General features: G+C 52.8%; 25 protein-coding genes. 13 read left to right on the top strand and 12 right to left on the bottom strand.

Going from position 1 to position 24,477, the window contains the following annotated elements; all coding sequences use genetic code 11:
- The first annotated feature begins 57 nt into the window (after positions 1-57).
- Complete coding sequence (gene yjeH / locus ACMHXH_RS07390) at positions 58-1,323, top strand: L-methionine/branched-chain amino acid transporter (RefSeq protein ID WP_101094770.1); 1,266 nt, start codon at positions 58-60, stop codon at positions 1,321-1,323.
- Between the two features lie 35 nt (positions 1,324-1,358).
- Here the strand turns inward: yjeH and ACMHXH_RS07395 are convergent, their stop codons facing one another.
- Together ACMHXH_RS07395 and ACMHXH_RS07400 are read right to left on the bottom strand one after the other, a co-directional pair.
- Positions 1,359-1,814, bottom strand: coding sequence for a TerB family tellurite resistance protein (locus ACMHXH_RS07395; protein ID WP_039035728.1), 456 nt, complete (start codon positions 1,812-1,814; stop codon positions 1,359-1,361).
- Positions 1,815-1,983: 169 nt separating this feature from the next.
- Positions 1,984-2,514 (bottom strand): DUF2780 domain-containing protein, encoded by a 531-nt coding sequence (locus ACMHXH_RS07400; RefSeq protein ID WP_071475525.1) that lies wholly within the window; start codon positions 2,512-2,514, stop codon positions 1,984-1,986.
- Positions 2,515-2,701: 187 nt separating this feature from the next.
- On the opposite strand from ACMHXH_RS07400, the gene ACMHXH_RS07405 reads away from it, so the two are divergent.
- Both ACMHXH_RS07405 and ACMHXH_RS07410 read left to right on the top strand, forming a co-directional pair.
- Positions 2,702-3,400, top strand: a complete 699-nt coding sequence (locus ACMHXH_RS07405) for a hypothetical protein (RefSeq protein WP_039035730.1) — start codon at positions 2,702-2,704, stop codon at positions 3,398-3,400.
- A gap of 47 nt (positions 3,401-3,447) precedes the next feature.
- Complete coding sequence (locus ACMHXH_RS07410) at positions 3,448-4,860, top strand: tetratricopeptide repeat protein (RefSeq protein WP_071475526.1); 1,413 nt, start codon at positions 3,448-3,450, stop codon at positions 4,858-4,860.
- Here ACMHXH_RS07410 and ACMHXH_RS07415 read toward each other — a convergent pair.
- Positions 4,857-5,156 (bottom strand): hypothetical protein, encoded by a 300-nt coding sequence (locus tag ACMHXH_RS07415; RefSeq protein ID WP_039035732.1) that lies wholly within the window; start codon positions 5,154-5,156, stop codon positions 4,857-4,859. The genes ACMHXH_RS07410 and ACMHXH_RS07415 overlap by 4 nt on opposite strands.
- Before the next feature lie 293 nt (positions 5,157-5,449).
- Here ACMHXH_RS07415 and ACMHXH_RS07420 point away from each other — a divergent pair, with 293 nt between their 5' ends.
- Positions 5,450-7,321: a methyl-accepting chemotaxis protein gene (locus ACMHXH_RS07420; protein WP_071475535.1), complete on the top strand. Its 1,872-nt coding sequence runs from the start codon at positions 5,450-5,452 to the stop codon at positions 7,319-7,321.
- A 24-nt stretch (positions 7,322-7,345) separates the two neighbouring features.
- Here ACMHXH_RS07420 and ACMHXH_RS07425 read toward each other — a convergent pair whose 3' ends face one another.
- Positions 7,346-8,305: a LysR family transcriptional regulator gene (locus tag ACMHXH_RS07425; RefSeq protein WP_071475527.1), complete on the bottom strand. Its 960-nt coding sequence runs from the start codon at positions 8,303-8,305 to the stop codon at positions 7,346-7,348.
- Positions 8,306-8,418: 113 nt separating this feature from the next.
- Between ACMHXH_RS07425 and ACMHXH_RS07430 the strand changes: the two genes are divergently transcribed.
- Positions 8,419-9,627, top strand: coding sequence for a multidrug effflux MFS transporter (locus ACMHXH_RS07430; RefSeq protein ID WP_335912215.1), 1,209 nt, complete (start codon positions 8,419-8,421; stop codon positions 9,625-9,627).
- A gap of 154 nt (positions 9,628-9,781) precedes the next feature.
- Here ACMHXH_RS07430 and ACMHXH_RS07435 read toward each other — a convergent pair whose 3' ends face one another.
- From ACMHXH_RS07435 to ACMHXH_RS07445, 3 genes are all read right to left on the bottom strand, one after another.
- A complete protein-coding gene (locus ACMHXH_RS07435; protein ID WP_052248255.1) occupies positions 9,782-11,125 on the bottom strand; it encodes an ATP-binding protein in 1,344 nt (447 codons plus the stop codon).
- Positions 11,125-11,820, bottom strand: coding sequence for a response regulator (locus tag ACMHXH_RS07440; RefSeq protein ID WP_039035735.1), 696 nt, complete (start codon positions 11,818-11,820; stop codon positions 11,125-11,127). Before ACMHXH_RS07440 ends, ACMHXH_RS07435 begins: the two co-directional genes overlap by 1 nt.
- A gap of 426 nt (positions 11,821-12,246) precedes the next feature.
- A complete protein-coding gene (locus tag ACMHXH_RS07445) occupies positions 12,247-13,035 on the bottom strand; it encodes a MipA/OmpV family protein (RefSeq protein ID WP_052248256.1) in 789 nt (262 codons plus the stop codon).
- A 147-nt stretch (positions 13,036-13,182) separates the two neighbouring features.
- On the opposite strand from ACMHXH_RS07445, the gene ACMHXH_RS07450 reads away from it, so the two are divergent.
- Genes ACMHXH_RS07450 through ACMHXH_RS07460 form a run of 3 tightly spaced genes read left to right on the top strand, consistent with a single transcriptional unit; the run spans position 13,183 to position 14,764 of the window.
- The gene (locus ACMHXH_RS07450; protein ID WP_335912214.1) at positions 13,183-13,887 is read left to right on the top strand and encodes an MOSC domain-containing protein; all 705 of its coding nucleotides are present in this window, start codon (positions 13,183-13,185) and stop codon (positions 13,885-13,887) included.
- Positions 13,888-13,904: 17 nt separating this feature from the next.
- On the top strand, positions 13,905-14,240 hold the full coding sequence (locus ACMHXH_RS07455) for a DUF4870 domain-containing protein (protein WP_039035737.1): 336 nt from the start codon (positions 13,905-13,907) through the stop codon (positions 14,238-14,240).
- A gap of 47 nt (positions 14,241-14,287) precedes the next feature.
- Positions 14,288-14,764, top strand: coding sequence for a hypothetical protein (locus ACMHXH_RS07460; protein WP_071475531.1), 477 nt, complete (start codon positions 14,288-14,290; stop codon positions 14,762-14,764).
- Here ACMHXH_RS07460 and ACMHXH_RS07465 read toward each other — a convergent pair.
- Complete coding sequence (locus tag ACMHXH_RS07465) at positions 14,761-15,063, bottom strand: DUF1145 domain-containing protein (protein ID WP_071475532.1); 303 nt, start codon at positions 15,061-15,063, stop codon at positions 14,761-14,763. The two genes, ACMHXH_RS07460 and ACMHXH_RS07465, sit on opposite strands and share 4 nt — an antisense overlap.
- Entirely contained in the window at positions 15,060-15,647 is a 588-nt protein-coding gene (gene rsmD / locus ACMHXH_RS07470; protein ID WP_071475533.1) for a 16S rRNA (guanine(966)-N(2))-methyltransferase RsmD, read from the bottom strand. The genes ACMHXH_RS07465 and rsmD overlap by 4 nt, the downstream gene beginning before the upstream one ends.
- Before the next feature lie 225 nt (positions 15,648-15,872).
- Between rsmD and ftsY the strand changes: the two genes are divergently transcribed.
- The 4 genes from ftsY to rpoH all read left to right on the top strand — a co-directional run bounded on the left by ftsY (position 15,873) and on the right by rpoH (position 20,096).
- Entirely contained in the window at positions 15,873-17,402 is a 1,530-nt protein-coding gene (gene ftsY, locus ACMHXH_RS07475; protein WP_413737903.1) for a signal recognition particle-docking protein FtsY, read from the top strand.
- A gap of 3 nt (positions 17,403-17,405) precedes the next feature.
- On the top strand, positions 17,406-18,098 hold the full coding sequence (ftsE, locus tag ACMHXH_RS07480) for a cell division ATP-binding protein FtsE (RefSeq protein ID WP_025012145.1): 693 nt from the start codon (positions 17,406-17,408) through the stop codon (positions 18,096-18,098).
- Positions 18,099-18,101: 3 nt separating this feature from the next.
- A complete protein-coding gene (gene ftsX / locus ACMHXH_RS07485; RefSeq protein ID WP_039035742.1) occupies positions 18,102-19,067 on the top strand; it encodes a permease-like cell division protein FtsX in 966 nt (321 codons plus the stop codon).
- A gap of 171 nt (positions 19,068-19,238) precedes the next feature.
- Positions 19,239-20,096: an RNA polymerase sigma factor RpoH gene (gene rpoH / locus ACMHXH_RS07490; protein ID WP_028780766.1), complete on the top strand. Its 858-nt coding sequence runs from the start codon at positions 19,239-19,241 to the stop codon at positions 20,094-20,096.
- 210 nt (positions 20,097-20,306) lie between these two features.
- Here the strand turns inward: rpoH and ACMHXH_RS07495 are convergent, their stop codons facing one another.
- On the bottom strand, positions 20,307-21,464 hold the full coding sequence (locus ACMHXH_RS07495; protein ID WP_335912211.1) for an iron-containing alcohol dehydrogenase: 1,158 nt from the start codon (positions 21,462-21,464) through the stop codon (positions 20,307-20,309).
- 192 nt (positions 21,465-21,656) lie between these two features.
- Here ACMHXH_RS07495 and ACMHXH_RS07500 point away from each other — a divergent pair, with 192 nt between their 5' ends.
- Positions 21,657-22,526: an AraC family transcriptional regulator gene (locus ACMHXH_RS07500; protein WP_234500721.1), complete on the top strand. Its 870-nt coding sequence runs from the start codon at positions 21,657-21,659 to the stop codon at positions 22,524-22,526.
- Here the strand turns inward: ACMHXH_RS07500 and ACMHXH_RS07505 are convergent.
- Entirely contained in the window at positions 22,523-23,065 is a 543-nt protein-coding gene (locus ACMHXH_RS07505) for a type II secretion system protein (protein ID WP_039035745.1), read from the bottom strand. The two genes, ACMHXH_RS07500 and ACMHXH_RS07505, sit on opposite strands and share 4 nt — an antisense overlap.
- Positions 23,066-23,214: 149 nt before the next feature.
- A complete protein-coding gene (locus ACMHXH_RS07510) occupies positions 23,215-24,279 on the bottom strand; it encodes a type I restriction endonuclease (protein WP_039036201.1) in 1,065 nt (354 codons plus the stop codon).
- Positions 24,280-24,477 lie beyond the last annotated feature (198 nt).

Genomic DNA, 24,477 nt, shown 5'->3' on the forward strand with positions numbered 1-24,477 from the left:
AAATTCTGCCGGAGAACGACTATACTGGCGCCATTCAAGATACTGATAATTTAGCAGATGAATCAAGTTACAGGAACAATCGGACGCTGGCAGGGTGCCGGCTTAATGGCCACCACATTGTTGGGTACCGGGGTGTTTATTTTGCCGCAGATGACAGTCGATAAGGCCGGTAGTGGCGCCTTACTGGCTTGGGCTCTGTTGACCCTGGCCATTATTCCGGTGACCTTGGTGTTTGCCCGTCTGGCCAGCCGTTTCCCTCACGCTGCCGGCCCCGCCTATTTTGTCGAACGAGCCTTTGGCCGTACCTTGGGTCGCACCATAGGCCTGAGTTTTTTGATGGCTGTGCCTATCGGTGCGCCCGCCGCCATTTTGATGACTTTCCAATTCGTTAACGCCCTGATCCCCGTATCCGGTTGGGTGCAGGTGGGCTGCGAACTCTTGGTTCTGCTCGGGCTCTGGCTGCTCAATCTCAGGGGAATTCAGGTTTCTGCCAAGGCGCAATTTGCCCTGACACTGGGGATTGTGGCCGTGGTGGTGATGATGTTCGGCGCCGGTGGTGCCAAGGCCGGTGAGTTGCTGTCTTTGACCGCTCATTCCACTCCCGACTATGACGGTGTGATGCTGGCAATAGGCATCGCCTTCTGGAGCTTCCTCGGTGTGGAGGCCATGACCCACTTGGCCAATGATTTCCAGCGCCCGGATCGAGACTTGATCCCCGCCATGGTGATAGGAGTGATTTTGGTCGGCGCGGTTTATCTGGTTTGTACCTTGTTGTTATTGCTGGTGGAGGTGGATACCAAGGTCGCCATGATAGGGGCATTTGATACCCTGCTTGGCGGATACGGCGCTCAGGTGATAGGTGTGCTGGGTATTGCCAGTGGTCTGGCGGCAGTGAACGTCTATGCCGCCAGTGTATCGCGGCTGCTTTGGAGCTTCAGTACCGAGGGAATATTGCCGGCCTGGTTCCGTGAGCGTAACAGTTATCAGGTGCCGGTCAGAGCTTTGTCGGCCGTGCTTGGTGTGATGGGGCTGGTGATAGTGCTGACCTATATTTCAGGCCAACAGCTTGAGCAGTTGATTGCCTGGAGTAATGGGGTATTTGTGGTGATCTATCTGTTGTCCATGCTGGCAGCCATTCGCTTGCTGAGCAAACGCTACCTGCCTTTGGTACTGCTAAGCTGCGCGCTTTGTGTCTTGCTGGCGTTTGCACTCGGCAGCGCCATGGCTTACGCCCTGGGTTTGCTGTGTGTGTTGGCTGTGTTGTTGACACTGCAGCGGCAGTGGCAGAAACGCCAATTGCCGCCGGTGATTCCTATGCAATAAAAGCATGCAATAAAAGCATGCAATAAAGGGCTGGTTCAGTCTGAGTTGCCAGTCATGGCCTGGTTGCGCAGCTGGATAAGCTCAGAGTGTTTGAGATACAGCAGGTCGGCACAGCGGCGAATGATCTGGTCTTCGTAGCGGCACAATTCGCCGTCTGCATAGGCCACACGCCACATCGCCAGGATCAGCTGCTGCTTCTGCTCAAGGGTAAAGCTATCATTGATGGCCGAGGTGAACTCAAACAGTGAGGTGGCATCGTGACGGGTCCGCTTCGCCTCAATTATCAGCTCGGCCGCTGCTTCGGCAGCTAAACCCAGTGTTTGTTCCAGGAGTTCGGGCAACAGCTGCGATTCGGTGCCGGACATCTCCTCATCGGCATAAACCACTTCCAACAACATGCTGGCAGCTGCCAGTTCCAGTTGTTTCTGTTGTTCCTGCGGGGACTGACTCTGTTGATGGGCATTCAAAAACTGCTTGAGCTTGGCGATCATAGGCTTCTCTGTCAGTTGGTTCAGTATAGGCTCTAAACATGTCGGGCCACGCGGTTTGCGGCTTGGCGCCGGGTAAATCCGGCCTTGCCGATGCGCGCTTAAACCGAGCGGCCACACTTTTTAGACGTCATCAGTGGCCGCGGGTTCCCCTTTGATAGCGTGAACCGCTTTACAGCAGTGAGCCCAGCCCCTTGACAAGGAGATCGGCTGTGCCTTCGCCACCGCTACTTTGCAGGTAGTTTTTGACTATATCTATCATGGGCGCAGCCAGCTCTTTGGAGATCCCAAGTTTGGCAAAGGCATCATAGACCATGGCGCTGCCCTGCAAGGAGTTACCCAGGTCGCCGGCTTTGGACAATAGGCCCGTCATCCCTGAGTTGCCATCTAGCTTGGGCGCTGCGGCCAGCAAGCCGTCAATACCGGGTATGCTGTCGGCAATGGGAGAGAAAGATTCTTGTCCCAATGACGTCTTGGCCAGTCCGAGCAGGCTGCCAAGGCCACCTTTGGCCTGGGTTTGGGTCAGGCCCAGCTGTGACATCACAGTGCCGACCAGCTCACTGTTTTGAGTGGCGGTCTGGCTATTGGTGGCCGTATCGGCTTGTGTTTGGGGGTTGCTGGTGAGTTTGTCGAACCACCCGGCCTGCGCTGGGGCCGCCATCAGTGAGCCCATGATTACGGCTGCTGTGATATAAGCTTTCATTTCTGCTTTCCTATGCATATAAAAGGTGTTCTGGGGCCATATTCTAGTCTTATCTCAGGCGCCGATGCACGGCTTTTGCGTGACAGGCGGTCGTTTTGCTGTATTTCATTTGTGCATTGGCGTGGGAATTTGGGTATCCTTGGCGTCTATCTTGATCCTTTAATTACAACCTTTTTGGGAAAGCTGCATGTCTCTGTCTGCCATCCTGACCGAAGCTTATAACTTCTTCCGTAATCATATCGTTCAGCTGGCAATGCTGACCGTTCCCTTGCTGCTATTGCAGGTGGGTATTCAAATGTGGCTCGGTACCGAGTTGCAAAGTGCCGATCCTGAAAATCCACAATTCGGTACCCCTCATATGCTGGCGGTGATCGCCTTGATGGTGATCTTCTCTGTGCTTATCGCGGCCTTGACTCTGTTTATGGAACTGCGTACCGAGGGGATGCAGCCCAGCACGGGCCAGGTGTTAAAGTCCAGTCTGGCGTTTGTGCCGGGTTTGATGTTGGCCGGGGTGTTCTCCGGCATGGCGATTGCTGCACCGACTATGATCCTGGCGGCCATAGGGCCAGTATGGATCCTGGGGATGGGGATCAGCCTGTATCTGTTTGCCCGCCTGGCTTTTGTTAACTTTATGGTGGTGGTCGAGCGTCTGACCCCGCTGCAGGCCATCAAGGCCAGTTTTGAGTTCAGTAGCGGACTCACCGGCAAGACAATCTTGGTGCTGCTGAGCTACTTTCCGCTACTGATCATGGGGAGTGTGCTGTCGCAACTTGGGCAGGCTGGTGGTATGCCACTGCAGTTGCTGGTGGATACCTTGGTGGCTTTCATTGGTTTGTTCGTCAATGTGGCCTTATTCCGCCTTTATCGGGTTGCCCGTAAGGGTTAATAATCAACTCTCTACTGGCCGCTCCTGCGGCCTTGTGAGGTCAGACTGTGCTGGATGATGTTGCTTTTATTGCCAGTGTGTCGGAAGACTTGGCCCGGGAGTACCGGACTGCCAAGCGCTACGTGCAGGATGTGCCAACCCAGGCACTGCTGCATGTTCGCAGCTTTGCCCACAGATTGACTGAGCTGTTGGCTGCACCGGCCAAACTCAGTTTTGACAGTCCCAACCTTTATGATCGTATCGAACAGCTCAATCGCCAGAGGTTGATCGATGTGCGCATCACCCGGGCGCTGCATAGGCTGAGGGCCGATGGCAACCGCGGCGCCCATCCGGAAAAGTTCCACCTCACCGAAACACAACTGCTGCAACTGGCCAAAAAGGCCATCGGCGATCTGCTGAAACTGATGGAACTGGCCTATCCCAGACTAAAGGGCCGGGAAGCTCCTGAATACCGCTTCGATGATTTTGATCTGCAGGCCGGACGTGAGCTCTGCTATCGGGCCGTGATGGAAGATGATGCCGAGGCGCAATATCTGTTGGGGATGGCGCTCAAGAATCGTGCTCTGATTGCCCGGGGCCAGGAGCAGGCCCTGCAAGATAAGGCTGACGAACCGCTTGCCGGTGATTCGGCGCGCATGCTGGCCAAGGCGGCACACTGGTTTGCCGAGGCGGCAGCACGCGAGCCCAAGGCCTTGTTTGAGCACGGCGTCGCCCTAATTCATGGCTATCGCGGCGATGTCGATATCGCCTCCGGGCAGCGGGCGATTCGTCAAGCAGCAGAAGCCGGCGTGACCGATGCCATGGCACTCCTGGGCTACTTCTATCTGGTGGGTAGTGGTGAGCTGGCTAAAGATGAAGCCGAGGCCGAACGTTTCCTCAGTGCTGCCGCCGCCAACGAGCAATCTGAGGCTATGGCCAATCTCGGGGTGCTCTGTTATCAACGCGGTCAGCTGCAACAAGCCTTTGAACACATCACCCGGGCGGCCAGAGCCGGCGATCCTCACGCTCAATACCACCTTGCCCTGATGTTGGCCCGTGGCGAAGGCTGTGAAGCAGACCTGAGTGCCAGTGAACAATGGCTCGCCGAGGCGGCAGAGCAGGGACAGCTGGATGCCATGTTGGCGCGGGCGCAGCATATGCTTAACGATGATGCTGCATTTGGTTCAGATCTGTCCCAGGCAGAGAGTTACTTAAGGCAGGTTATTCGCTATGGTCACAGTGTGACCGCCATGATTGAATTGGCGATAGCCTTGACCGATGGTTGCTTAGGACGCATAGACGTAGTGGAGGCCGTTGCCTGGTTGCGACTGGCACGAGAGCGTGCCGACGAGCGTGAACTGGAGGTGATAGGCCCCTTGTGGCAGTCATTGCAACAACAGGTGGAGAGCGTATTGCAACTGAGCCAGTCGGTGGATGAGCGGCGTGCCCTGAAACGGGCGCAGGAACTACTCGCCGATTAATCCGGTTCGTGTTCTAGGATTCGACCTCTTGAACCCAATCCAGAATCCCGGCACAAGTTGGGCTCCAAGTCATAGAGATCTCTTTGTCTGCCTTTGTGGCGACATTGCTGGATACTGGCCAATTGACGCTTTAAGTAGTTGCGGCCAAACAGGCCCAGACACAGGAGTGTGGTTGCTGCCAAGATCAACACCAGGGGCATAAGCAAGAGGACCAGGCTAAAAGCGCAGAGACTCAGCAGGGCTCCCGTCAAGGTTCTGGGATTGAGTGGCAGATTCTGCGCAAACTGTCGATACATTTTTCTTCCTCCGGACTTGCTTGGCTCAGGTCAGGTTTAAATCTACTTCATTATTTATCATGTTTAATACCGCTTTATTAAGAAAGCGTTAAGAGGTAGGAGTTCCCCGAATAAATATTTATTCATCAACTGTGATTTAGTACTTGAAAAATGGTTTTTGTTGCAGTTTAGGTTGGTTTTTCAAATGATTGTGAACTAACTCTCAACTGCAGCGACAGAATATGTAATTATCTCGCAAAATCTTACTGTGCCTATGGCTGTGGGCTTTTCCCAAATATCGGACCCTGCTAATGATGAAACTCCGCTCATTGAAACACAAGTTGCTGGTGTGTGTGGTACTGGCACTGACCCTGGTAGTGGCTCTGCTTTCCTGGCAAAGCTACAGCACTCAGAAAACACAACTGCTGCAAGCCAGTCAGCAAGAGTTAAAGCGTATTGGTGAGATGCAGGCACAGCGTGTCACCGAGTGGTTGGCGATTCGCACCAACGTGGTTTCATCCTTGCGGGAATACATAAGTGATGACTTTGTGCCTGCACTGCAACAGGCCAGAGCGGCCGGCAAGCTGGAGTCAGTCTACTTCGGTGGCAGTGACGGCAAAATGCAGGATGCCGATCCCAGCGTGGACAACAGCCATTACGACCCCCGCAGCCGTCCCTGGTACCAGGATGCCATGGCCAAAGGCCGGGCCATTATCACCAAACCCTATATCGACAGCGGCTATGGTATTCAGGTGGTCTCTTTGGCGCAGCCAACCGCCAAAGGGGTGATAGGCGGTGACTTGGCAATTGATACTCTGGTGGCCGAGGTCAACAGCATGGCGATCCCGGCCGCGGGTTTTGCCATCATGATGCATAACGACGGTACCGTCATCGCTTATAAGGATGGCAGCAAGGCGATGCGTCCGGTTGCCGAAATTGATGATGATCTCGGTGCGGGCATTCTGGCCAATATTCAAAAAACGGCGCAGTTGCAATCTCTGTATTTTGATGCCGATGGTCGGGACAAACTTGTTTGGGCAACGGCCATCCCGGATACTGACTGGCAGCTCTTGCTGCTGCTGGATAAGGCAACGCTTGAAGCACCGCTTGGCAAATTGCTTTGGACCCAGGTTGGTTTGGCGGCGCTCGTGTTACTGGTGAGCACGGCGGCTATCTCTTGGTTTCTTGGACTCTTGTTGGCCCCGCTTGGGCGGGTATCCCAGGCGCTGGCACGGATTGCCGACGGCAATGGCGATCTGACCCAAAGGATCAAGGTCGACAGCAATGATGAAGTGGCCGAGCTGGCCGACAACTTCAACCGCTTTGTTTCGGCCCAGCATCAGCTGATAAGCCATATACGTCAGTTGGCGGCCGAATTGGATCTGGATGCCGAACGGGGGTTGAACACCACCCAGAGCTCGGTTGTTGAGCTGCAAAGGCAGCAGCAGGAAGTAACCATGGTGGCTACCGCAGTTACCGAGATGGCCAGTGCCACTCAGGAGATTGCCGCCAACGCCGAGTTGACCGCTACTGCAGCGCAGCAATCTTCCTGCAGCTCGCAGCAGGGTAAGAGTCTGGTACTGCAGACCCGAGACTCGATACATTCATTGGCCGAGGAAGTAGGCCAAACCACTGAAGTGATTAATGAGCTCAATCGTCATGCCCAGGCTATCAGCGCTATTCTCACCGCAATTCAAGGGGTGGCCGACCAGACCAATCTGTTAGCGTTGAACGCCGCCATCGAGGCTGCCCGCGCCGGCGAACAAGGGCGCGGCTTTGCCGTAGTGGCCGATGAAGTGAGGGTTCTATCCCAACGAACTCAGGATTCGGCCTCCGAAATCCACGACACCATAGAGGCATTGCAGCAAACCACCGCCAGGGCGGTAGCCTCCATGGAAAACAGCCGCCAGATGGCAGGCCGCAGTGTCGGCGATGCCGAAGAGGCCAGTAAGGCGCTGGAAGAGATAGCCGTTGCAGTGGCGCAGATATCGGATATGGCCGGACAGATAGCCACGGCGGCGGAAGAGCAGACTCAGGTAACAGGGGAGATTACCCAAAACACCACGGCCATCAAGGATGTTACCGATGAGATCACCGCCACCGCCATGGACGACCTTGAACACGCCAAGGCGCTCAAGGTGCGTGCGACCGATCTCAATGCCAAGGTTGCGACCTTCGTGCTCTAATCACATTTAATCCAAGACCGCTGCTCAGGCGGTCTTTTTACTGCTCATGCTGTCACCTATCAGCTGTCGCATCCAGCGGTGGCCGGGGTCGTCGTTATTGCGCTCATGCCAGAGCAGCACATAAGCCATGGGCATAAAGTCTATCGGCAGTGGCAATTGCTGCAGCGAGTAAAGCTTGCAGGCGTGCAGTGCAAAACTGGAGGGCAGGGTAAATACCAAGTCACTGTGAGCGCAAATACTGGCAGCACCGTAGAAGTCGGGCACTGTGGCACTGAGGCGGCGATGATGACCGAGGTCCGCCAGAAAATAATCCAGCGCCCACCAATCATTACCTTCGCAACGCACCTGTACATGGGGCAGCGCCAGGTAGGCCGCCAGATCCCAGACCCTGTTCTTTTGAGCTTGCAGCGCCGGGTGTCCTTCGCGCACCAGACACACCTGATGATCCTGAAACAGAGTTTGATACAGGATCCCTTCCGGCAACTGGCTGAAGTGAAAACTGGAGCTGGGCTGCAGATCCCTTCCCGAAATTCCCAAATCTATCTGCCCCTGTTGTAGTGCCTGCATCGATTTTTCGGTCCAGACGTAGGAGTCGAGCCTGACATTGGGGGCGTTACTGAGCAGGCGACCGATAAAACTGGGCAGCAGGGTTTCATAGGCGCTTTCTACCATGGTGAGCGAAAACTGCCGATTACTGCTGGCCGGGGTAAACACGGGAGGTTGGGTCAGTTGATGCAGACTCTGTAAGGCGATAGGCAGATGTTGCGCTAACTGTTCAGCGTGAGCCGTCGGTTTGAGGCCGTGGGCGGTGCGCTGAAACAGAGGATCGCCCAACATGTCGCGCAGGCGGTTGAGGCTCTTGCTCAAAGCAGATTGACTCAGGTGCAGTCGATTGGCGGCGCGGGTCACGCTGCGCTCTTCCAGTAGCACCTGCAACATGACCAACAGGTTGAGGTCGATACGGGCCAGGTTATCCAGATTCACCCTGATATTCCTCAGAGGAAATTATGTTGTGAGATTATATCATTTCTTTTCATACCACCAGTTCATTAGAATGTGCCCCATCTCAGTTTTCACTCAGGATTGAACGACAACCTATGGCAAAAAACCTCCTGCCTATGCTGATGGCCATGGTGCTGTTAAGCCCACTGGCTATCGATATCTACTTGCCCTCTTTGCCGACTATGGCGATTGAATATGGCGTCAGTGCCGGCGAAGTCCAGTCGACTCTGGTGCTTTTTCTGTTCGCTATGGGGGTAGGGCAGATCCTCATAGGCCCCTTGGCAGACAGATTTGGCCGCAGGCCTGTGGCATTGGGGGGGATTGCTCTCTATGTGCTTAGTGCACTGTTGGCTGTGGTTGCCATGGAGTTCGAATGGTTACAGATTGCCAGGGTATTGCAGGGGTTGGCGGCCTGCTCCACCTCTATTGTGGTGTTTAGCGCGGTGCGTGACTGTTATACACCGGCTGAAAGTTCCCGTATCTACAGCTATCTCAACGGTGCGATTTGCGTCATCCCCGCACTGGCGCCAACGCTTGGCGGCGTGATGGCGATGCAATTCGGTTGGCGCTCTACCTTTGGGCTTATGGCTGTTTACGGCTTGGTGATCCTGCTGCTGGTGAGTATGCGTTTTCCAGAAACCCGGCCGCAGAATACTGTCAGCAGTGGGCCGCTGTACCGCTGGGGCCGCTATCAGCCTGTATTGGCCGAACGCCACTTCCTGTTTTATGCCTTCTGCTGCATGGCGGGTATGGCCTCAATATTGAGCTATGTTTCCTACGCACCTGTGTGGCTGATTGATCATTTGGGTATGTCAGAGCTGGCATTCAGTGGCCTGTTTGGCCTCAACGCCTTGGTGAACATTATTGCCTGCTTTGCCGCGCCAGTGGTCACCAAACGCCTTGGAAATCGCACGACCGTTGTGTTTTCGCTCTGGTTGCTGCTGGCTTCTGCCGCGATGCAACCTGTACTGCAGATCTATGGCCCTCAGCAAGGTATGGCTGCCGCCATGAGCTTTATGTTGCCCATGATGTTGCTGTGTGTCGGTTTCGCCTTCCTGCTGGGTCCGGCAACCAGTATGGCGTTGGCGGCCTTCGGCGAGCGTGCCGGTACTGCGGCAGCCTTGCTCGGTTGTATTCAGATGAGCGGCGCCTCTTTACTGGCCGGTCTGGTGCAGCAAACCGACCTCAGTGCGCCATTTGCAGTGACTTTGGTGATGGGCAGCCTGTCTATGGTGCTGCTGCTGGTCATGGCCCAGAGCCGTTTTAATGCCTGGCATCATGAGCAACAGTGTGCGCATCACTGAGCTTTAGTTTCAAGTAAGGTTTCACCCTTGGCCCGTTGCAGTTGACCGCTGCCGCGGGCATTTTTTATTTTCATACCAATGTCTTATTAGAGTCACAAGCTTGTCATGTGATGGGCTTAGTCTCGATTGCGAGTCTTCTTTATGGCGCGGTGATTCACTCGCTGATTCCCCACTGATTCGCTGGTGCCCCGTTTCTTAACGGGGCTTTTTTTATCTGTTTAGGTAACCAGATATCGAAGCTTGGGCCACCGTCTTGGTTGTCGCTGATGGCAATGTCTCCACCGTGCTGGCGAATGATTTGGGCGCTGATGGTCAGTCCCAAGCCGTGACCGCCGCTGCCGCGATCCCGTGATTTGTCGATGCGAACAAAGGGATCAAAAATGCGCTGCTTGTCTTCATCCCGGATCCCTGGGCCATCGTTGGCAATATGCAGCCAGATCCTATCTGTGTCGCCGCTAATTCTTATGCTGACTTTTTGGTGGGCATAACGGTAGCCGTTGCGGATGATATTACTGACGGCCCTGTGCCAGAGGCGCAGGTCTATCATGGCCGTTAGTGGTTCTGCCGTGGTGAGTTCAAGGGCGATGTCGGTTTCAAACTGCAGGTGGGCGATCAACTCCTGCAGTGCGGTATCCAATGATTGGTAGCTCAATTGTAATGGCGCCTGGCGTCGCTCCATCTTGGCGTAATGCAACAATTCGTCCACCATGGTGCCGAGTTCATCCAGATCCTGATGTATGCCTTCCAGATAGGGCATTTGCTCCGGGCGAACGCCTGAATCGTCCAGCATATCCAGATTGCAACGGATCCTGAATATAGGTGTACGCACTTCGTGGGCTACGGCATTGGTGAGTTGTTTGTTGCTATCGATGAGTTTGGCTATCTTGTCAGCCATTTGATTGAAGGATTGGTTCAGGTGTCCCACTTTGTGCCACACACCTGTTTTGGCTCTAACTTTGAAATCACCATTGGCAAAGGCGCTGTGGACCCGCTCCAAGCGGCGCAGGCGCCGGGCCAATAGATAGAGCAGCACAAAGTTGATAAAAGCCAGTACCGGAAACATCACCCAGAAAGCAATGGATTCTTTGAAGTAGTATTCCTGCCAGAAGGGCGCGGACTCATCGCGGCTGATGGCATACACCTTGTCTGAGCCCTGGAACATGATGTAGGAGATATCCTCTTCCACATCTTTGATATAACGCTGGTTTTCTCTCAGGCGCTGTTTCTCGTCAGCCGACAGCTCATCCGAGTCCAGCGAGATGACCCTCAGCTGTTTGTGCAGGTTGCCGAGCACTTGCTCAAGCGAGGCCTCGGCACTGGCAACGCCCTCGGCCGTCGAGATATCCGATAACAACTGGATCAGAGACATATAGGAGCGATCCTGATAGTCGGCTTCCCACTCATCGGAGGAAAAGAAGTCCAGTTGAAAGACAAAAATGAAGCAGGTGAAAAACAGAAACACCAGCACCAGGTAGGAGAAGATAAACAGCCGTTTCATTACCACCTATCCGGTACAAATAGATAACCCTTGCCTCTTACCGTGATTATCTTGCGCGGCAAGCTGGGGTTGTCACCTAATTTCTTCCTTAAAATCACTACCTTGTTATCTATGCTGCGGTCTATTCCGTCGTACTCTATGCCGCGGGTTTCCTTGACCAGATACTCCCGCGACAGTATTTCATCCGGATGTGAGCTCAGCAGCCATAGCAGGTCAAATTCGGCAGTGGTGAGGTTGACTTCTACCTGACTGATGGCGCAAAACTTGCGGGCATTATCCAGGTAGAGTTCTCCGAACTGGCGTTCGCGATTGCTTTCCGTTGGCACATTTTCCTGACGTCTTAGCAACATGCGGATCCTGGCCAGGAGTACCCTGGGTTGGATTGGTTTACTGACAAAATCATCGGCGCCCATCTCCAGTGCGGCCACTTGATCCATGTCGTCCTCACTGGCGGTCAGGATCAGTATCTTGCCTTGGTATTGGGCGCGGATTTCACGGCAGATACTCAGACCATCACTCCCCGGCAACATAAGATCCAGGATCACCAGTTCAGGTTGACGTTCGAGGATAAGTTGTCCTGCGCGACTGCCGTCATCTATTCGTTCAACATCGAAATGTTGGTTTCTGAGATAATCTGTCAGAAGGTCACTGATCTTATTATCGTCTTCTACGAGTGTTATGCGAGTGTTTGCCATTTCCTGCCGGTAAGCATGCGGGTTTAGATAAAGCAAAATTATCACTCCGGTTACATAAGTGACAGCTCAATTGGCATAAAGGGGGACTTGGTCACCCCTTTACCCACAAACATTCAGTAATGCGGTTGACAGTATTGAAAATATAGCCAGCCCAAAATCCAAGTTATAGGTCGCTATAAATTAACCTTTGCAGTACTGGGAGTAGCGGTGTTTCTGACAGAGTGCCGCCATTATATATTTGTCGTTATGGTTGTTAACGTAGTTATTCCACCAAGTATTTGAGTCCACCTGAGTTCTCGTAAAGTCTTTGTCGAGATCCCAGGAAAATTTCTGGGTGTCATAATGGGTCGCACAGCCACTGACTACTATGGCTAAGCCTATGGTAAAAAAGAGGTTTTTAAGCGATTTCATCCAATGATCTCAAACTCAAAAGTAATAAGTCAGTGCCAGGTTGGCGTTCCACTGCTGTTTGCCATCGACAATCGGCGAGTCGGCAATGGCGGAATCCAGGTAGCTGTAGTTGCTGCTTTGGCTGAGTTCGAGATGTTCGCCCAGAGGCACAATCAGCTTGTAACCTGCGTTGTAGGTGAAGGCTTTGCCCGGTTGGTAGTACTTATGCTGCTTATTGGCTTCAGCCTTGCTGACTCCGAAGTAGTACTGGGTAAAGTCACGGCTCAAGTAGCTGACGCCGGCGTAGGGAACGACAGTGCCCCAGCCCAGATTCAGTGGTACGGCGTAACGGACCTGGCCGATAAAGCCGTTGTATCTGTTGGTTACGTCATGTTGTACCGAGGTGGATAGAGTACCGAATCCCAGTTGGGTATCCAGGTTGATACCCAGATCGCCACTCAGTTTACGTTCATGGATACCGCCAAGCGCTGCTGCGTCTGAGTCTTTCAAGGCAATACCCGGACTACCCAGAAACACACTCAGGTTGAACAGATCTTTATCATTACCGAAAAAACGGTAGTTGATATTGGCCAGTGAGGCGTTGAAGTCCTTGCCGTTATAACCCAGGTTACCGAATGGACGCAGCTTGGAATCGACGCCTTGATAGAGTTCGCTGCCCTGATAGGCACCGGCAGAGACAAAGAAACTGTTTTCATGGCTGTAAATCTGGCCATTACGGATATAAACGTCAGTGTTGTCCGCCAAGGCGGCACTGCTTACTGCAGCCCCAACAAGGGCCAGGGCGCTGAATCTGAATGCTTTCATATTACTTCTCCTGAATACATAAGAAATCCCGGGCATTGTCCTCGGCGCTGCGGCCATACAATAGCGCCGCTTTGTATGGAAATGTCCGTGATCTGTCCCGTAAGCTTGGAGTATGATCGGGCTTTGGCACCCGAAGGGAGACGTAACGTGACCAAGTGTTTGATTGACAAGATTTCTGGGCTGTATGCCGGTGATAAACTGACATTCAGGGACAAGCTGGCAAGCGGGATAGATAACAAGTCTCGGATGGCGACGCTGGAGGTTTTCGGCGACAGGGTTGCGGGTGATGCCCAGGCGGATCCCAAACATCATGGTGGCCCGGATAGGGTGCTGCATCATTTTCCTCGCGAGCACTATGGCTATTACCGGCGCATGGGGCTGATAACCGCGGGGCAGGATGCACCGGCCATGGGAGAAAACATCAGCAGTGTTGGCCTGACCGAGGCGGATATTCATATCGGCGATATCCTCAGCTTTGGCGAAGTTGAGCTGCAGGTCACCCAACCGCGTTCCCCCTGCTTTAAGCTCAATCACCAATATGGTCAGCGGGACTTTGCCCTTGCCATGCAGCAAACGGGTATGTCAGGTTGGTTCTATCGGGTGCTTAAGCCTGGCATCATAAACTGTCAGGATGCCCTGATATTGAAACAAAGGCGTACCGATATCAGTGTTGCCGAGGCGATGAAGCTGTATTTTCGCCCCGAATTTGATGCGGCCGCCTATGATAGGCTGCTCAGTTGTGAAGGTTTGGCCTCCAGCTGGGTAGGCAGCTTGCAGCGCCGACTGGAGCGGGGCAGCATAGAAGACTGGCAGATGCGCCTCTATGGCCCGGATAGTTTGGCTTTGAACTGAAAAAGTTAGGAAACAACATGGAAAAGCAGGAAAGAGACATGGGAATGTTGGTGCACCTGGCGAGTTTTGCCGGTTACCTGATCCCTTTGGGCACTATCTTGGGGCCGTTGATCGTTTGGTTGATGAAACGGGAAGAGTTTGAATTTGTCGATGTTTGCGGCCGTAATTGCCTGAACTTCAAAATCAGTATGATCATTTACACCATCATCAGCTTGATCCTGATCTTTGTTGGCATAGGTTTGGTGCTGGTGGCCGTGCTGGCAATTTTTGATGTGGTGGTGACCATAGTCGCAGCAGTCAAGGCCAGTGAAGGCGTGGAATACAAGTACCCCTTGGCAATCAAATTCCTGTGATCCCGGGCCATCCATTGGATGGCCTTGTTGCTGACAGCGGAGGAGCAATGCGAGCCTTTTTATCCGGTATCAATAACTTTTGGGTCGGTCTGGTGTTCGGGTTGTCACTGCCGCTGTTGTTAATTGTGCTGACTCTGAGTGTGACGCTTTATCAACTCACTGATTTTGCCAATGATGTTGCCATAACTCCTCTGTATCAGCGTGGGGAGCAGACTTTGGCGCGGGTTGACCAACTGCTGGTGACTTTGGATCAACGACTCAGTGTTGACGACCCAGGCTTATTGGCACCACTGAAGCAAATAGAGTTGTTGCCTGAGCTTAAGTTGTTGGCTCTCAGCGTTGCCAAGTTACAGGTTGAAGAGAACCAACCGGCCCTCTCAGCTGTGAAGGCGGAGCTGGCGACTCAACTCGATGCATCCCTCAAGCAAAGGTTTGCGGCAGCCGAGGCTGAAGCTTTGAGCCAGCATTTGCAGCAAATTCTGGAAATATTGGCCAAGGGTAAAGAGGCGCCTTTGCCACCTTAATCTTGAGTGTTTGCCGAGGTTTCTGCAGCCAGTTTACTCAGCGCTCGCTGGCGGTAATCCAGCAAGGCAAACACCCCGAATAGAAAGGCGTTGAGATAGTCTTTAGCCTTGAGCGGCAACAACTGACAAAATATCGTGTGGAATATCAGCACCTGCAGCCCATGCATCATGGCGGTTACCCCGAGAAGTATGGTGAGTATCACGCCGATATTGCCTTCAAACGGGCTGAACAGATTGAAAAACATCAACACCCAGGCCAATAGGGTCGCCAGTTTTCCCAACACTAATACGGCTTTCATGACTCGGCTCCTCCCTGGACGCGATACAGGCGGTAGCTGACCTGGCCAGCCTGTTTCTCTTTCAATGCCTCCCAGTCAGCCGGTATCGGTAACTGCTGCAATTCAGATTCCACTTCGAGATAGATGAGGGCGCCTGGGTTGAGCCATTGATGCCGGGCCAGCAGGGTTAGGGTTTGCTCGGCCAGCCCCTTGCGAAAAGGGGGATCGATAAACACGATATCGAAACGGCGATCGGCAGGGCGCGCCAAACCGGCCAATACATCGCCGTTAATGACCTCGGCACTATCGCATTTTAGGGTTTGCAGATTCTGCTGCAGTTGCTGAGCCGCAGTTTTTTGCAGTTCATAGACTCTGGCAAAAGCGGCATAGCGGGACAGGGCTTCCAATGCCAGAGCGCCACTGCCACCGAAACAGTCCAATACCGAGCTGCCACTGAGTTCACCTGCCAGCCAGTTAAAAAGAGTTTCCCGCACCCTGTCTGTGGTTGGTCTCAGGCCTTCCAGATCCTGGATGGGTAATTTTCTCGAGCGCCATTGGCCTGCGATAATACGAACCTGACCGCTGCCCGGTCTATTTTTGGCCATCTTGCCCCCGTGATTTTGCCTGAAGAAAGAAAGTGGTAGACTATGCCACCTTAAAAGCGTCGCTATTTTATAACAAACTCAGCCGAAAAGGTGAGATGAAGCTAAAGCCCTTTATCGCTCGGGAATGCCAGTAACAGGCCCCGCTGCTCCAGGGAAATAGTTGCGACCTCAAGCGGGAGCCCGGCTCCTGAAGATCCCCCACGATGTTGAGCACTGGTAGCACTGATGGCAAAGAAAGGTTTTTTTTCCTGGTTTCGTAAAGACAAACACAACGACGAAGCCGAACAGGCGGCCAAACTCGCCGAACAACAGGCTGCAGAAGCCGCGGCAGAGGCCGAACGTTTAGCTGCTGAAAAAGCCCAGGCCGAACAAGCCGAAGCCGAGCGTCTGGCCGCTGAAAAGGCCCAGGCCGAGCAGGTCGAAGCCGAGCGTATTGCGGTTGAAAAGGCCCAGGCCGAACAGGCAGAAGCCGAGCGTATTGCCGCTGAAAAGGCCCAGGCCGAACAGGCCGAAGCCGAGCGTATTGCCGCTGAAAAGGCCCAAGCCGAGCAGGCCGAAGCCGAACGTCTGGCCGCTGAAAAGGCCCAGGCTGAACAAGCTGAAGCCGAGCGTATTGCTGCTGAAAAGGCGCAGGCAGAGCAAGCCGAAGCCGAACGTCTGGCCGCTGAAAAGGCCCAGGCAGAACAGGCAGAAGCCGAACGTTTAGCTGTTGAAAAGGCCCAGGCCGAGCAAGCCGAAGCTGAACGTTTGGCCGCTGAAAAAGCACAAGCTGAACAGGTTGCCGAGGAACAAGCTCAACCTGAGCCACAGGCAAAACCTGCTAAAGAGGGCTTCTTTGCCCGCCTCAAGCGGGGGCTGATGCGCACCAGCGAAAATATCGGTAGCGGTTTTATCGGGCTTTTTCGTGGTAAAAAGATTGATGATGACCTGTTTGAAGAGCTGGAAGAGCAACTGCTTATTGCCGACGTTGGGGTAGAAACCACCAGTCGGTTGATCTCCAGCCTGACAGATCATGCTTCACGCAAGCAGCTCAAGGATGCCGAAGCCTTATATGAATTGCTGCAGCAGGAGATGCTGGCGACGCTGGAGCCTGTGAGTGCGCCTCTGGTGCCGGACAATGCTGCCGGGCCTTTCGTTATTTTAATGGTGGGTGTCAACGGCGTTGGCAAGACCACTACGATAGGCAAGTTGGCCAAACAGTATCAGCGCGAAGGCAAGTCTGTCATGCTGGCTGCCGGTGATACTTTCCGCGCCGCTGCAGTTGAGCAGTTGCAGGTTTGGGGCCAGCGCAATGATATTCCTGTGATTGCCCAGCATACAGGTGCTGATAGCGCTTCTGTGTTGTTTGATGCCCTGCAGGCTGCCAAGGCCAGAAATGTTGATGTGTTGATTGCCGATACCGCAGGTCGCTTGCAGAACAAGAGCCATCTGATGGACGAGCTGAAGAAAGTGGTTCGGGTGATGAAGAAACTGGATCCGGACGCTCCCCATGAAGTGATGCTGACCTTGGATGCCTGTACGGGCCAGAATGCCATCAGTCAGGCGCAACTGTTCCAGGAAGCGGTCGGGGTTACCGGTATCAGTATCAGTAAGCTGGATGGCACAGCCAAAGGCGGAGTTATCTTTGCCATTGCCGATAAATTTGGTATTCCTATTCGTTACATAGGCGTGGGAGAGCAGATAGACGATCTGCGTACCTTCAATGCCAAAGACTTTATCGAAGCCCTGTTCAGTCAGGAGAAGGGGGATAACTGATATATGATTCGATTTGAGCAGGTCAGCAAAATTTACGCCGGGGGCCAAAAGGCACTGTCTGATGTGAGTTTTCATCTTCAGCGGGGCGAAATGGCCTTTCTTACCGGACATTCCGGAGCCGGTAAGAGTACCTTGCTCAAATTGATCACTGTTATCGAGCGCGCCAGTGCCGGCCGGGTATGGATCAACGGTCATGATATCGCCGGTATCAAGCGCGGCCATGTGCCTTATCTGCGCCGCGATATCGGGATGATCTTCCAAAGCCACCATCTATTGATGGACCGCAGCGTGTTTGACAATGTGGCGCTGCCCTTGGTTATCGAAGGTTTTACCCTGGGGGAGATCCGCAAGCGGGTCGCCGGTGCTCTGGATATGGTGGGACTCTATGGTAAAGAGCGCCATAACCCCATTATGCTTTCTGGCGGTGAGCAGCAGCGGGTAGGTATTGCCAGGGCGATAGTCAACAAACCCCCTCTATTGCTGGCCGATGAGCCGACCGGTAACCTGGACCCCAAGCTGTCCATGGATATTCTCAGGCTGTTTGAAACCTTCAATGATGCGGGCACCAGCGTGTTGATTGCCACCCATGATCTCGGTCTTATCGCCAGAATGAAGTACCGCACCCTGACCCTGAAGCAGGGGCGGATGATAGGTGGTGAAGAACTGGGGACCAGCCCCATGAGCGCTAAGGAATAAGCTATGTCTGCCCAGCCTTCATTGACCCGCAGTAAACTCCCGCTTTCCGGCCGGATAGTGATGTTTTTTATCCGCCATATACAGCATGCCATGGCCAGCATGGGTGAGTTGTGGCGCAACCCTATCTCATCGCTGATGACCATGGCTGTGCTGGGGGTCAGTCTGAGTTTGCCGGCCGCCTTGCAGGTGCTGGTAAAAAATGCCGAAACCATTACCCAATCCTGGAACAGTGCGGCACAGATCTCCTTGTTTATTGAGGGGAACCGCTCAGAGCAGAGTATTCAGAGCCTGCTGGCGCGGATTAAGGTTTACCCGGAAATCGACACGGTCGACTATATCAATCGTGACGAGGCACTGGCGGAGTTCCAACAGCTGTCTGGTTTCGGCGAGGCGCTCTCCTATCTGGAAAGCAACCCTTTGCCGGCGGTGATCAGCGTGATCCCCACTGAAAAGTATTCCAGCCCCGCAGGCGCCAGAGAGCTTTTGACCAAGCTGGAGCGTGAGCCTGAGGTGAGCTTTGGCCGTCTGGATATCGAGTGGCTGGAGCGCTTACAGGCGCTGGTGCGCTTGCTGGAACGTACCGTGCTGGCGTTGGCGGCACTGCTGATCCTGGCTGTGGTGCTGGTCATAGGCAACACTATTCGCCTGGCTATCATGAATCGGCGCAGTGAAATTGAGGTCATGAAGCTGGTCGGGGCCACGGAAGCCTTTATTCAGCGGCCCTTTCTCTACACCGGCATCTGGTATGGTGTTATCGGCGGTATACTCGCCTGGGTGATAATCAACCTCTTGGTCTGGTACCTGGATGGGGCGTTGGCCTCGCTTTTGGGCCTGTATGGCAGCCAACTTGAGATGCAGTCTCTGACCTTTGTTGAGCTGCTGCAGATGATGGCACTGGCGTCATTTTTGGGTTGGTTGGGGTCTTTCCTGTCGGTACGCCAACACCTGCGAGCCATAGAGCCTCATTGAGGTAAAAATGAACTTATCTTCACTTGCATTGTCCTATTTTCGGGGTGAAAATAATCCCGGATGTTGGATACGGCGTTGACAATATATGTCAATTGACCGATAGTGCATCGGCTCATCAGCGTTTTTTTCGACCCGAAATGAGCATCAAAGCAGTAAGAAACAGGAGCGTGAATGACTGATCAAACGCAATCAATGGCACTGATGGTTCCCCAGGGGAGCAGCAGTCTCGAGGCCTATATCCATTCGGTAAACAGCATGACAATGCTGGACGCCGAGCAGGAGTATGAGCTGGCGAAGCGTTTGCAGGAAACAGGTGATCTGCAGGCGGCTAAGCAACTGATTATGTCGCACTTACGTTTTGTGGTGCATATTGCCCGCGGTTATGCGGGTTATGGTCTGCCACAGGCAGACCTGATCCAGGAAGGCAACATAGGCCTGATGAAGGCGGTCAAGCGTTTCGACCCTGATGTGGGTGTACGTTTGGTATCTTTCGCCGTGCACTGGATCAAGGCAGAAATTCATGAATATGTGTTGAAGAACTGGCGCATAGTCAAAGTCGCCACCACCAAGGCACAACGTAAGTTGTTCTTCAACCTGCGTAAGGCCAAGAAACGTCTGGGTTGGTTCAGCGATGAAGAGGTCACTATGGTGGCCGAAAACCTTGGCGTATCCAAACAGGATGTGACCGAGATGGAGTCGCGAATGGCGGCGCAGGATCCGGCCTTCGACCTGACCAATGATCACGATGATGATCATGACTTTGCCCCGGCGCTTTATCTGGAAGACCATTCTTCCGACTTGGCCGCCCAGGTAGAAAATGACAACTGGGAATCCAACGCCCAGAACAAGCTGTTGTCTGCCATCAAGACCTTGGATGAGCGCAGCCAGCATATTCTGCGGGCCCGTTGGTTGGACGATGAAAAGACCACACTGCAGGAATTGGCCGATACCTATCAGGTGTCTGCCGAGCGGATCCGCCAGTTGGAGAAAAACGCCATGAACAAGCTTAAGGCTTGTATGGACGTATAACATAACTTATTTAGTGTGTTGTTTTGATTGCTAATGAATGCCGTTCACCCCAAGTGAACGGCATTCTGCTTTCTTGGCGGGCGTTTAAAGTATTATCCAGACGTTTTGTACCTGGATAACCTCGGTATTTCTCGCACCTTTTGCTGATTTTTGATTTAGCTGAGTGGGTTAATTCACTGACTCAAAGTTCAGTCTTATCGGTCGGTCGAATTACCAGGCAAGCTCAAGGATTTCACGGCTGCTGTCCAGACCAAGATCGCCGGTTTCAGACAAGGCGGTCATGCCGTGAGCTTCCAGTGCGGCAACAACATCGGCGATACGCTCTTGCGGTACATCATAGTCGCGCAGACGAGTCTTGAGGCCAACCTGTTCAAAGAAGGCCTGGGTGGCTGCAATGGCTTGCTCGATACGGCTGTCTTCATCACCCGAAGTGATATCCCAAACCCGCTCGGCATATTGCAGCAGTTTGGCGCGTTTCTGTTCCTTGCGCACCCGCCATACAGAGGGCAGGACTACGGCCAGCGTTTGCGCATGATCTATGCCGAACATGGCAGTCAGCTCGTGGCCTATCATATGAGTGGTCCAGTCTGCCGGTACGCCGCTGCCTATCATGCCGTTGAGCGCCGAGGTGGCACTCCACACCAGGTTGGCGCGGGCATCATAGTTCTCCGGCTCGGCCACTGTGACAGGGCCCACTTCAATCAGGGTCTTCAGTATGCCTTCGGCCATTCTGTCCTGAACTCTGGCATCCACGGGGAAGGTGACGTATTGCTCGACCACGTGCACGAAAGAGTCGACTACGCCGTTGGCGACCTGGATCTTCGGCAGACTGAAGGTCAGGCTGGGATCCAGCACGGAGAATACCGGGAAACTCTGCGGATGAGTCACGGGAAACTTGCCACCCTGATGGCTGACCACTGCAAAAGCATTCATTTCTGAGCCTGTAGCTGGCAGTGTCGCCACTGTACCGACAGGCAGTACCTCTGTGACCGGAACCGGGTTTAAACCGTGATGCAGCAAGCTGCTGCTGTCGCCATCGAATTTTGCCGCCAGGGCAATAAACTTGGTGCCGTCCATCACTGAACCGCCACCAACGGCCAACAGAAAGTCGATGGATTCGCGCCGTGCCAGCTCGGCAGCTCTGGCCAGGGTGTCATATTTGGGGTTGGCCTCAATGCCACCGAACTCAAACACAACGCGGTCGCCCAGCGCGGTTATGACCTTATCCAGGGTGCCGAAGCGTTTGACACTGCCACCGCCGTAAGTCACCAGTACTCTGGCATTCGTCGGTACCAGTTGATCCAGTTCTGCCAGTCTGTCTTTACCAAATACTATGTGGGTAGGGTTGCGATAGTCGAAATTGAGCATGATATTTCTCTCTTCTACAGCCGAAAAACTATGCTGCCATCTTAGTCCCCTCAGCTTGGATTGAAATACACATTGCTGGAGCATTTATGCCTATTCCTGCCTAAATTGGTTAATAGGGGCTTGAATATGGCTATTTTGATGCTTTTTTCTGTGATGGTGCTAGTATCCAAACCCTGATGATTGGAGAGTGTTATGAGTGATATTGCAGCCTTAATGGCGGCCCTGGCGGTGGATGAAGGGGTCAACAGCACCAGCCTGCCAGGGGTGCATCTGTTTCGCAGTTCGGCCTATGGCAGCCGTGGCCCCATGTGTTATTCCCAAGGGATCATGATAGTCGGCCAGGGGCGTAAACGTGTCTATCTCGAAGATAAGATCTATGACTATGATCCGCAGAACACCTTGGTGATGACAGTACCTATGCCGGTGGAGTGTGAAACCTTTGCTTCCGAGGAAGAACCGGTATTGGTACTCATGGTGGATATAGATCTGCAGCAACTGAACCAGTTGATCCGCATGATGGATCAACACCATAAGGTGCCCAAGGATCTCGATGATGCTCGTCAGCGCGGCTTCTTTGTTGCCGCCAACAGTGAAGACATGCTCTGCTGTGTCGAGCGTTTGCTGCTGGCTCTGCAGTCGCCGTTGGAAGCCGAGGTCTTGGGTAAGGCCATGGTGCAAGAGTTGCTGTTTCGGGTATTGGCTTCCGACAATGCGGCGCCTTTATATGCGCTGGCGCTCAGTCATACCCGTTTATCCCGGGTAGAGAAGGCGCTCAAATATCTGCATCAGAACTATCGTGAAAGTGTGGAGGTAGAGCAGTTAGCCGAGTTGGTTAACATGAGTCCCTCGGCATTTCATCGCTGTTTCAAGGAGGTCACGGCCTCATCGCCCATTCAGTACTTGAAGAAGATCCGCCTTAATAAGGCCAAAGAGCTACTGCAAAGACAGCGCCTCAAGGTGAAGGAAGCGGCACTGGAAGTGGGCTATGAGAGCCCGGCTCAATTCAGCCGGGAGTTCAAGCGTTACTTCGATCAGAGTCCGGGGGAAACTGCCAGGCTTTAAGGCTGACTCCAAAAGGTTTTGTGAACCGAGACTTCACCAGTATCCGGCAGATATTCCATGATCAGTGTCTCTTCATTTTGCTGGATAAAATACACTGAGCGGTAGATACAGGTATTGGGCGTTTGTTTATAGGTATAGGCCACGTCGACAGTGGTTGTAGGCAGATTGGCATCTTCTACATAGGCTATGCTGAGGTCGGTATCTGTGAGGCCATGCCACAACTGTTCGCAGGCGTCGAAAATATGGGTGTCTTTGCCTGCGGTGGCATAGGGCCAGCCGTTGGAACTGGAATCAACACTGCCATCACCAAAGCTGGCCAGATTGTCGATGGCGCCCTGTTCTCCCTTGGCCAGATAGCCACTGTGATAGAGTTTCACCGCAGATTCAAAGGCGGCATACTGGCCCCTGAGCACTTGCTCTGTGGCGTCGTCGCGCAGATTGATAAACTTGGGCGCGGCCACTACTGCCAGGATCCCGAGGATAATAATCACCACTACAAGTTCAATTAGGGTAAAGCCCTGATACTGCTTTGCTTTCATTACATCGCCCGGTTTATAGAATAGAGATATTGCCAACAATCGTCGCCGATGCGGCAGTCTAGCCAAGCCTCTGAGGTCTGGCAAGTCGCGGATGATAAGAATAACAGCGAACTCACTTAATGAAGTGGCTCGCCGTTCGATCTTTTGCTTTACTCGTAGAAGGTGATTGTTTGCAGTAAGGCTTCACTATGCAGGAATATATCGTCTACTGAGTCTAACGGATGACGGGTTTCATTCTTCTCATGGTCCATTAATCCGAGATATTTCTGTTTGGTATTAAAGTGCAGTCTGCAAATAGGCTTGCGATTATTGTTGTCCAGTAGAACTCCGAAATAGCTTTGCGTATCTCGTCCGGTGATTCTACTAACATCGACTTTTTGTCTAAGAATCGCCTTGATGACATTGTAGCCGTCAACCTCTTCTTCGGTCGTAATTATCCTTGGCTTATTTTCGATTTCGCCATCTGAGCCTGAGACTTCCTCAACGTCATCGGTCGCTCTATCTCCCATTGCAGACTTAAGTCTTTCATTAATACCGTCTTTCATAAACTGTTTGAGAGCTTTGGCCGTGATCTCAGTAAACTGTTGTTTTACCTTTGGAGTTAACATGCCGTCATAAACCCTGCTGGCAAAAAAGCGTACAAACTCTTCTTCAGGATTTTTGAACTGATCACTGATAATTCTCTTTATGTCACTTAGATATTTAAGTTCTCCAGCGGCATTGACGATAGACTCCATGTCAAATGTTGATTTTGTCAACTTTTTAACTTCCGGCACTATGTGTTCATCAATATTCTCCAGATCTAATACCAAAAAAGGCTTTTCATCCATCTTGTTGGGAGCGTCCAGATCAGTAAAAAAGAGGTACTGAACACCGTTGGTCAATATGGCAATTCTTGCTTTGGTGACTGAAAAATAGCGGAATAATTGGCTAGCATGTTTTATTGATAGTTTTTCGTTATATTTCTTGCACTCAATCAACATCAACACCTCTCCGTCTTTCATCAGCGCATAGTCGACTTTTTCTCCTTTTTTCGTTGGAGTATCGGCAGTGTACTCAGGGAGTACTTCATCTGGGTTGAATACGTCGTACCCTAATACAGAGCTTAGGAAAGGCATTATTAGTGCGTTCTTAGTTGCTTCTTCGGTTTGAAGGCTGGCGGATATTTGGGGGACGCGCTTTGATAGAGCTTGAATTCGTTCAATAAAATCCATTTCATTCACCTGTCATTTATTTAGAAAATGGGCGCTCCTAAGTACCACCATATAAATAGAAGCAGTTTTTAAAGTTTTCGGCATTGACCGATAGTTCTCGTTAGCTGATTTAGGGTTTAGCTTAAAGTTTGCACAATTTCCAGGTTAAGGTATTGTTTTGTATCAAACTATAGCTTTGTTCACACTCCGGCGACCTAA

The organism is Shewanella sp. BJSY2023SW001 (genome assembly GCF_047314685.1).
Taxonomy (GTDB): Bacteria; Pseudomonadota; Gammaproteobacteria; order Enterobacterales; family Shewanellaceae; genus Shewanella; species Shewanella indica.

Coding starts and splice junctions, on each gene's coding strand:
- ftsY (WP_413737903.1), top strand. CDS start 15,873: ATGGCAAAGAAAGGTTTTTTTTCCTGGTTTCGTAAAGACAAACACAAC.
- ACMHXH_RS07430 (WP_335912215.1), top strand. CDS start 8,419: ATGGCAAAAAACCTCCTGCCTATGCTGATGGCCATGGTGCTGTTAAGC.
- ftsX (WP_039035742.1), top strand. CDS start 18,102: ATGTCTGCCCAGCCTTCATTGACCCGCAGTAAACTCCCGCTTTCCGGC.
- ACMHXH_RS07405 (WP_039035730.1), top strand. CDS start 2,702: ATGTCTCTGTCTGCCATCCTGACCGAAGCTTATAACTTCTTCCGTAAT.
- ACMHXH_RS07400 (WP_071475525.1), bottom strand. CDS start 2,514: ATGAAAGCTTATATCACAGCAGCCGTAATCATGGGCTCACTGATGGCG.
- yjeH (WP_101094770.1), top strand. CDS start 58: ATGAATCAAGTTACAGGAACAATCGGACGCTGGCAGGGTGCCGGCTTA.
- ACMHXH_RS07435 (WP_052248255.1), bottom strand. CDS start 11,125: ATGAAACGGCTGTTTATCTTCTCCTACCTGGTGCTGGTGTTTCTGTTT.
- ACMHXH_RS07460 (WP_071475531.1), top strand. CDS start 14,288: ATGCGAGCCTTTTTATCCGGTATCAATAACTTTTGGGTCGGTCTGGTG.
- ACMHXH_RS07500 (WP_234500721.1), top strand. CDS start 21,657: ATGAGTGATATTGCAGCCTTAATGGCGGCCCTGGCGGTGGATGAAGGG.
- ACMHXH_RS07420 (WP_071475535.1), top strand. CDS start 5,450: ATGAAACTCCGCTCATTGAAACACAAGTTGCTGGTGTGTGTGGTACTG.
- ACMHXH_RS07395 (WP_039035728.1), bottom strand. CDS start 1,814: ATGATCGCCAAGCTCAAGCAGTTTTTGAATGCCCATCAACAGAGTCAG.
- rpoH (WP_028780766.1), top strand. CDS start 19,239: ATGACTGATCAAACGCAATCAATGGCACTGATGGTTCCCCAGGGGAGC.
- ACMHXH_RS07505 (WP_039035745.1), bottom strand. CDS start 23,065: ATGAAAGCAAAGCAGTATCAGGGCTTTACCCTAATTGAACTTGTAGTG.
- ACMHXH_RS07455 (WP_039035737.1), top strand. CDS start 13,905: ATGGAAAAGCAGGAAAGAGACATGGGAATGTTGGTGCACCTGGCGAGT.
- ACMHXH_RS07440 (WP_039035735.1), bottom strand. CDS start 11,820: ATGGCAAACACTCGCATAACACTCGTAGAAGACGATAATAAGATCAGT.
- ACMHXH_RS07510 (WP_039036201.1), bottom strand. CDS start 24,279: ATGGATTTTATTGAACGAATTCAAGCTCTATCAAAGCGCGTCCCCCAA.
- ACMHXH_RS07465 (WP_071475532.1), bottom strand. CDS start 15,063: ATGAAAGCCGTATTAGTGTTGGGAAAACTGGCGACCCTATTGGCCTGG.
- ftsE (WP_025012145.1), top strand. CDS start 17,406: ATGATTCGATTTGAGCAGGTCAGCAAAATTTACGCCGGGGGCCAAAAG.
- rsmD (WP_071475533.1), bottom strand. CDS start 15,647: ATGGCCAAAAATAGACCGGGCAGCGGTCAGGTTCGTATTATCGCAGGC.
- ACMHXH_RS07445 (WP_052248256.1), bottom strand. CDS start 13,035: ATGAAAGCATTCAGATTCAGCGCCCTGGCCCTTGTTGGGGCTGCAGTA.
- ACMHXH_RS07415 (WP_039035732.1), bottom strand. CDS start 5,156: ATGTATCGACAGTTTGCGCAGAATCTGCCACTCAATCCCAGAACCTTG.
- ACMHXH_RS07495 (WP_335912211.1), bottom strand. CDS start 21,464: ATGCTCAATTTCGACTATCGCAACCCTACCCACATAGTATTTGGTAAA.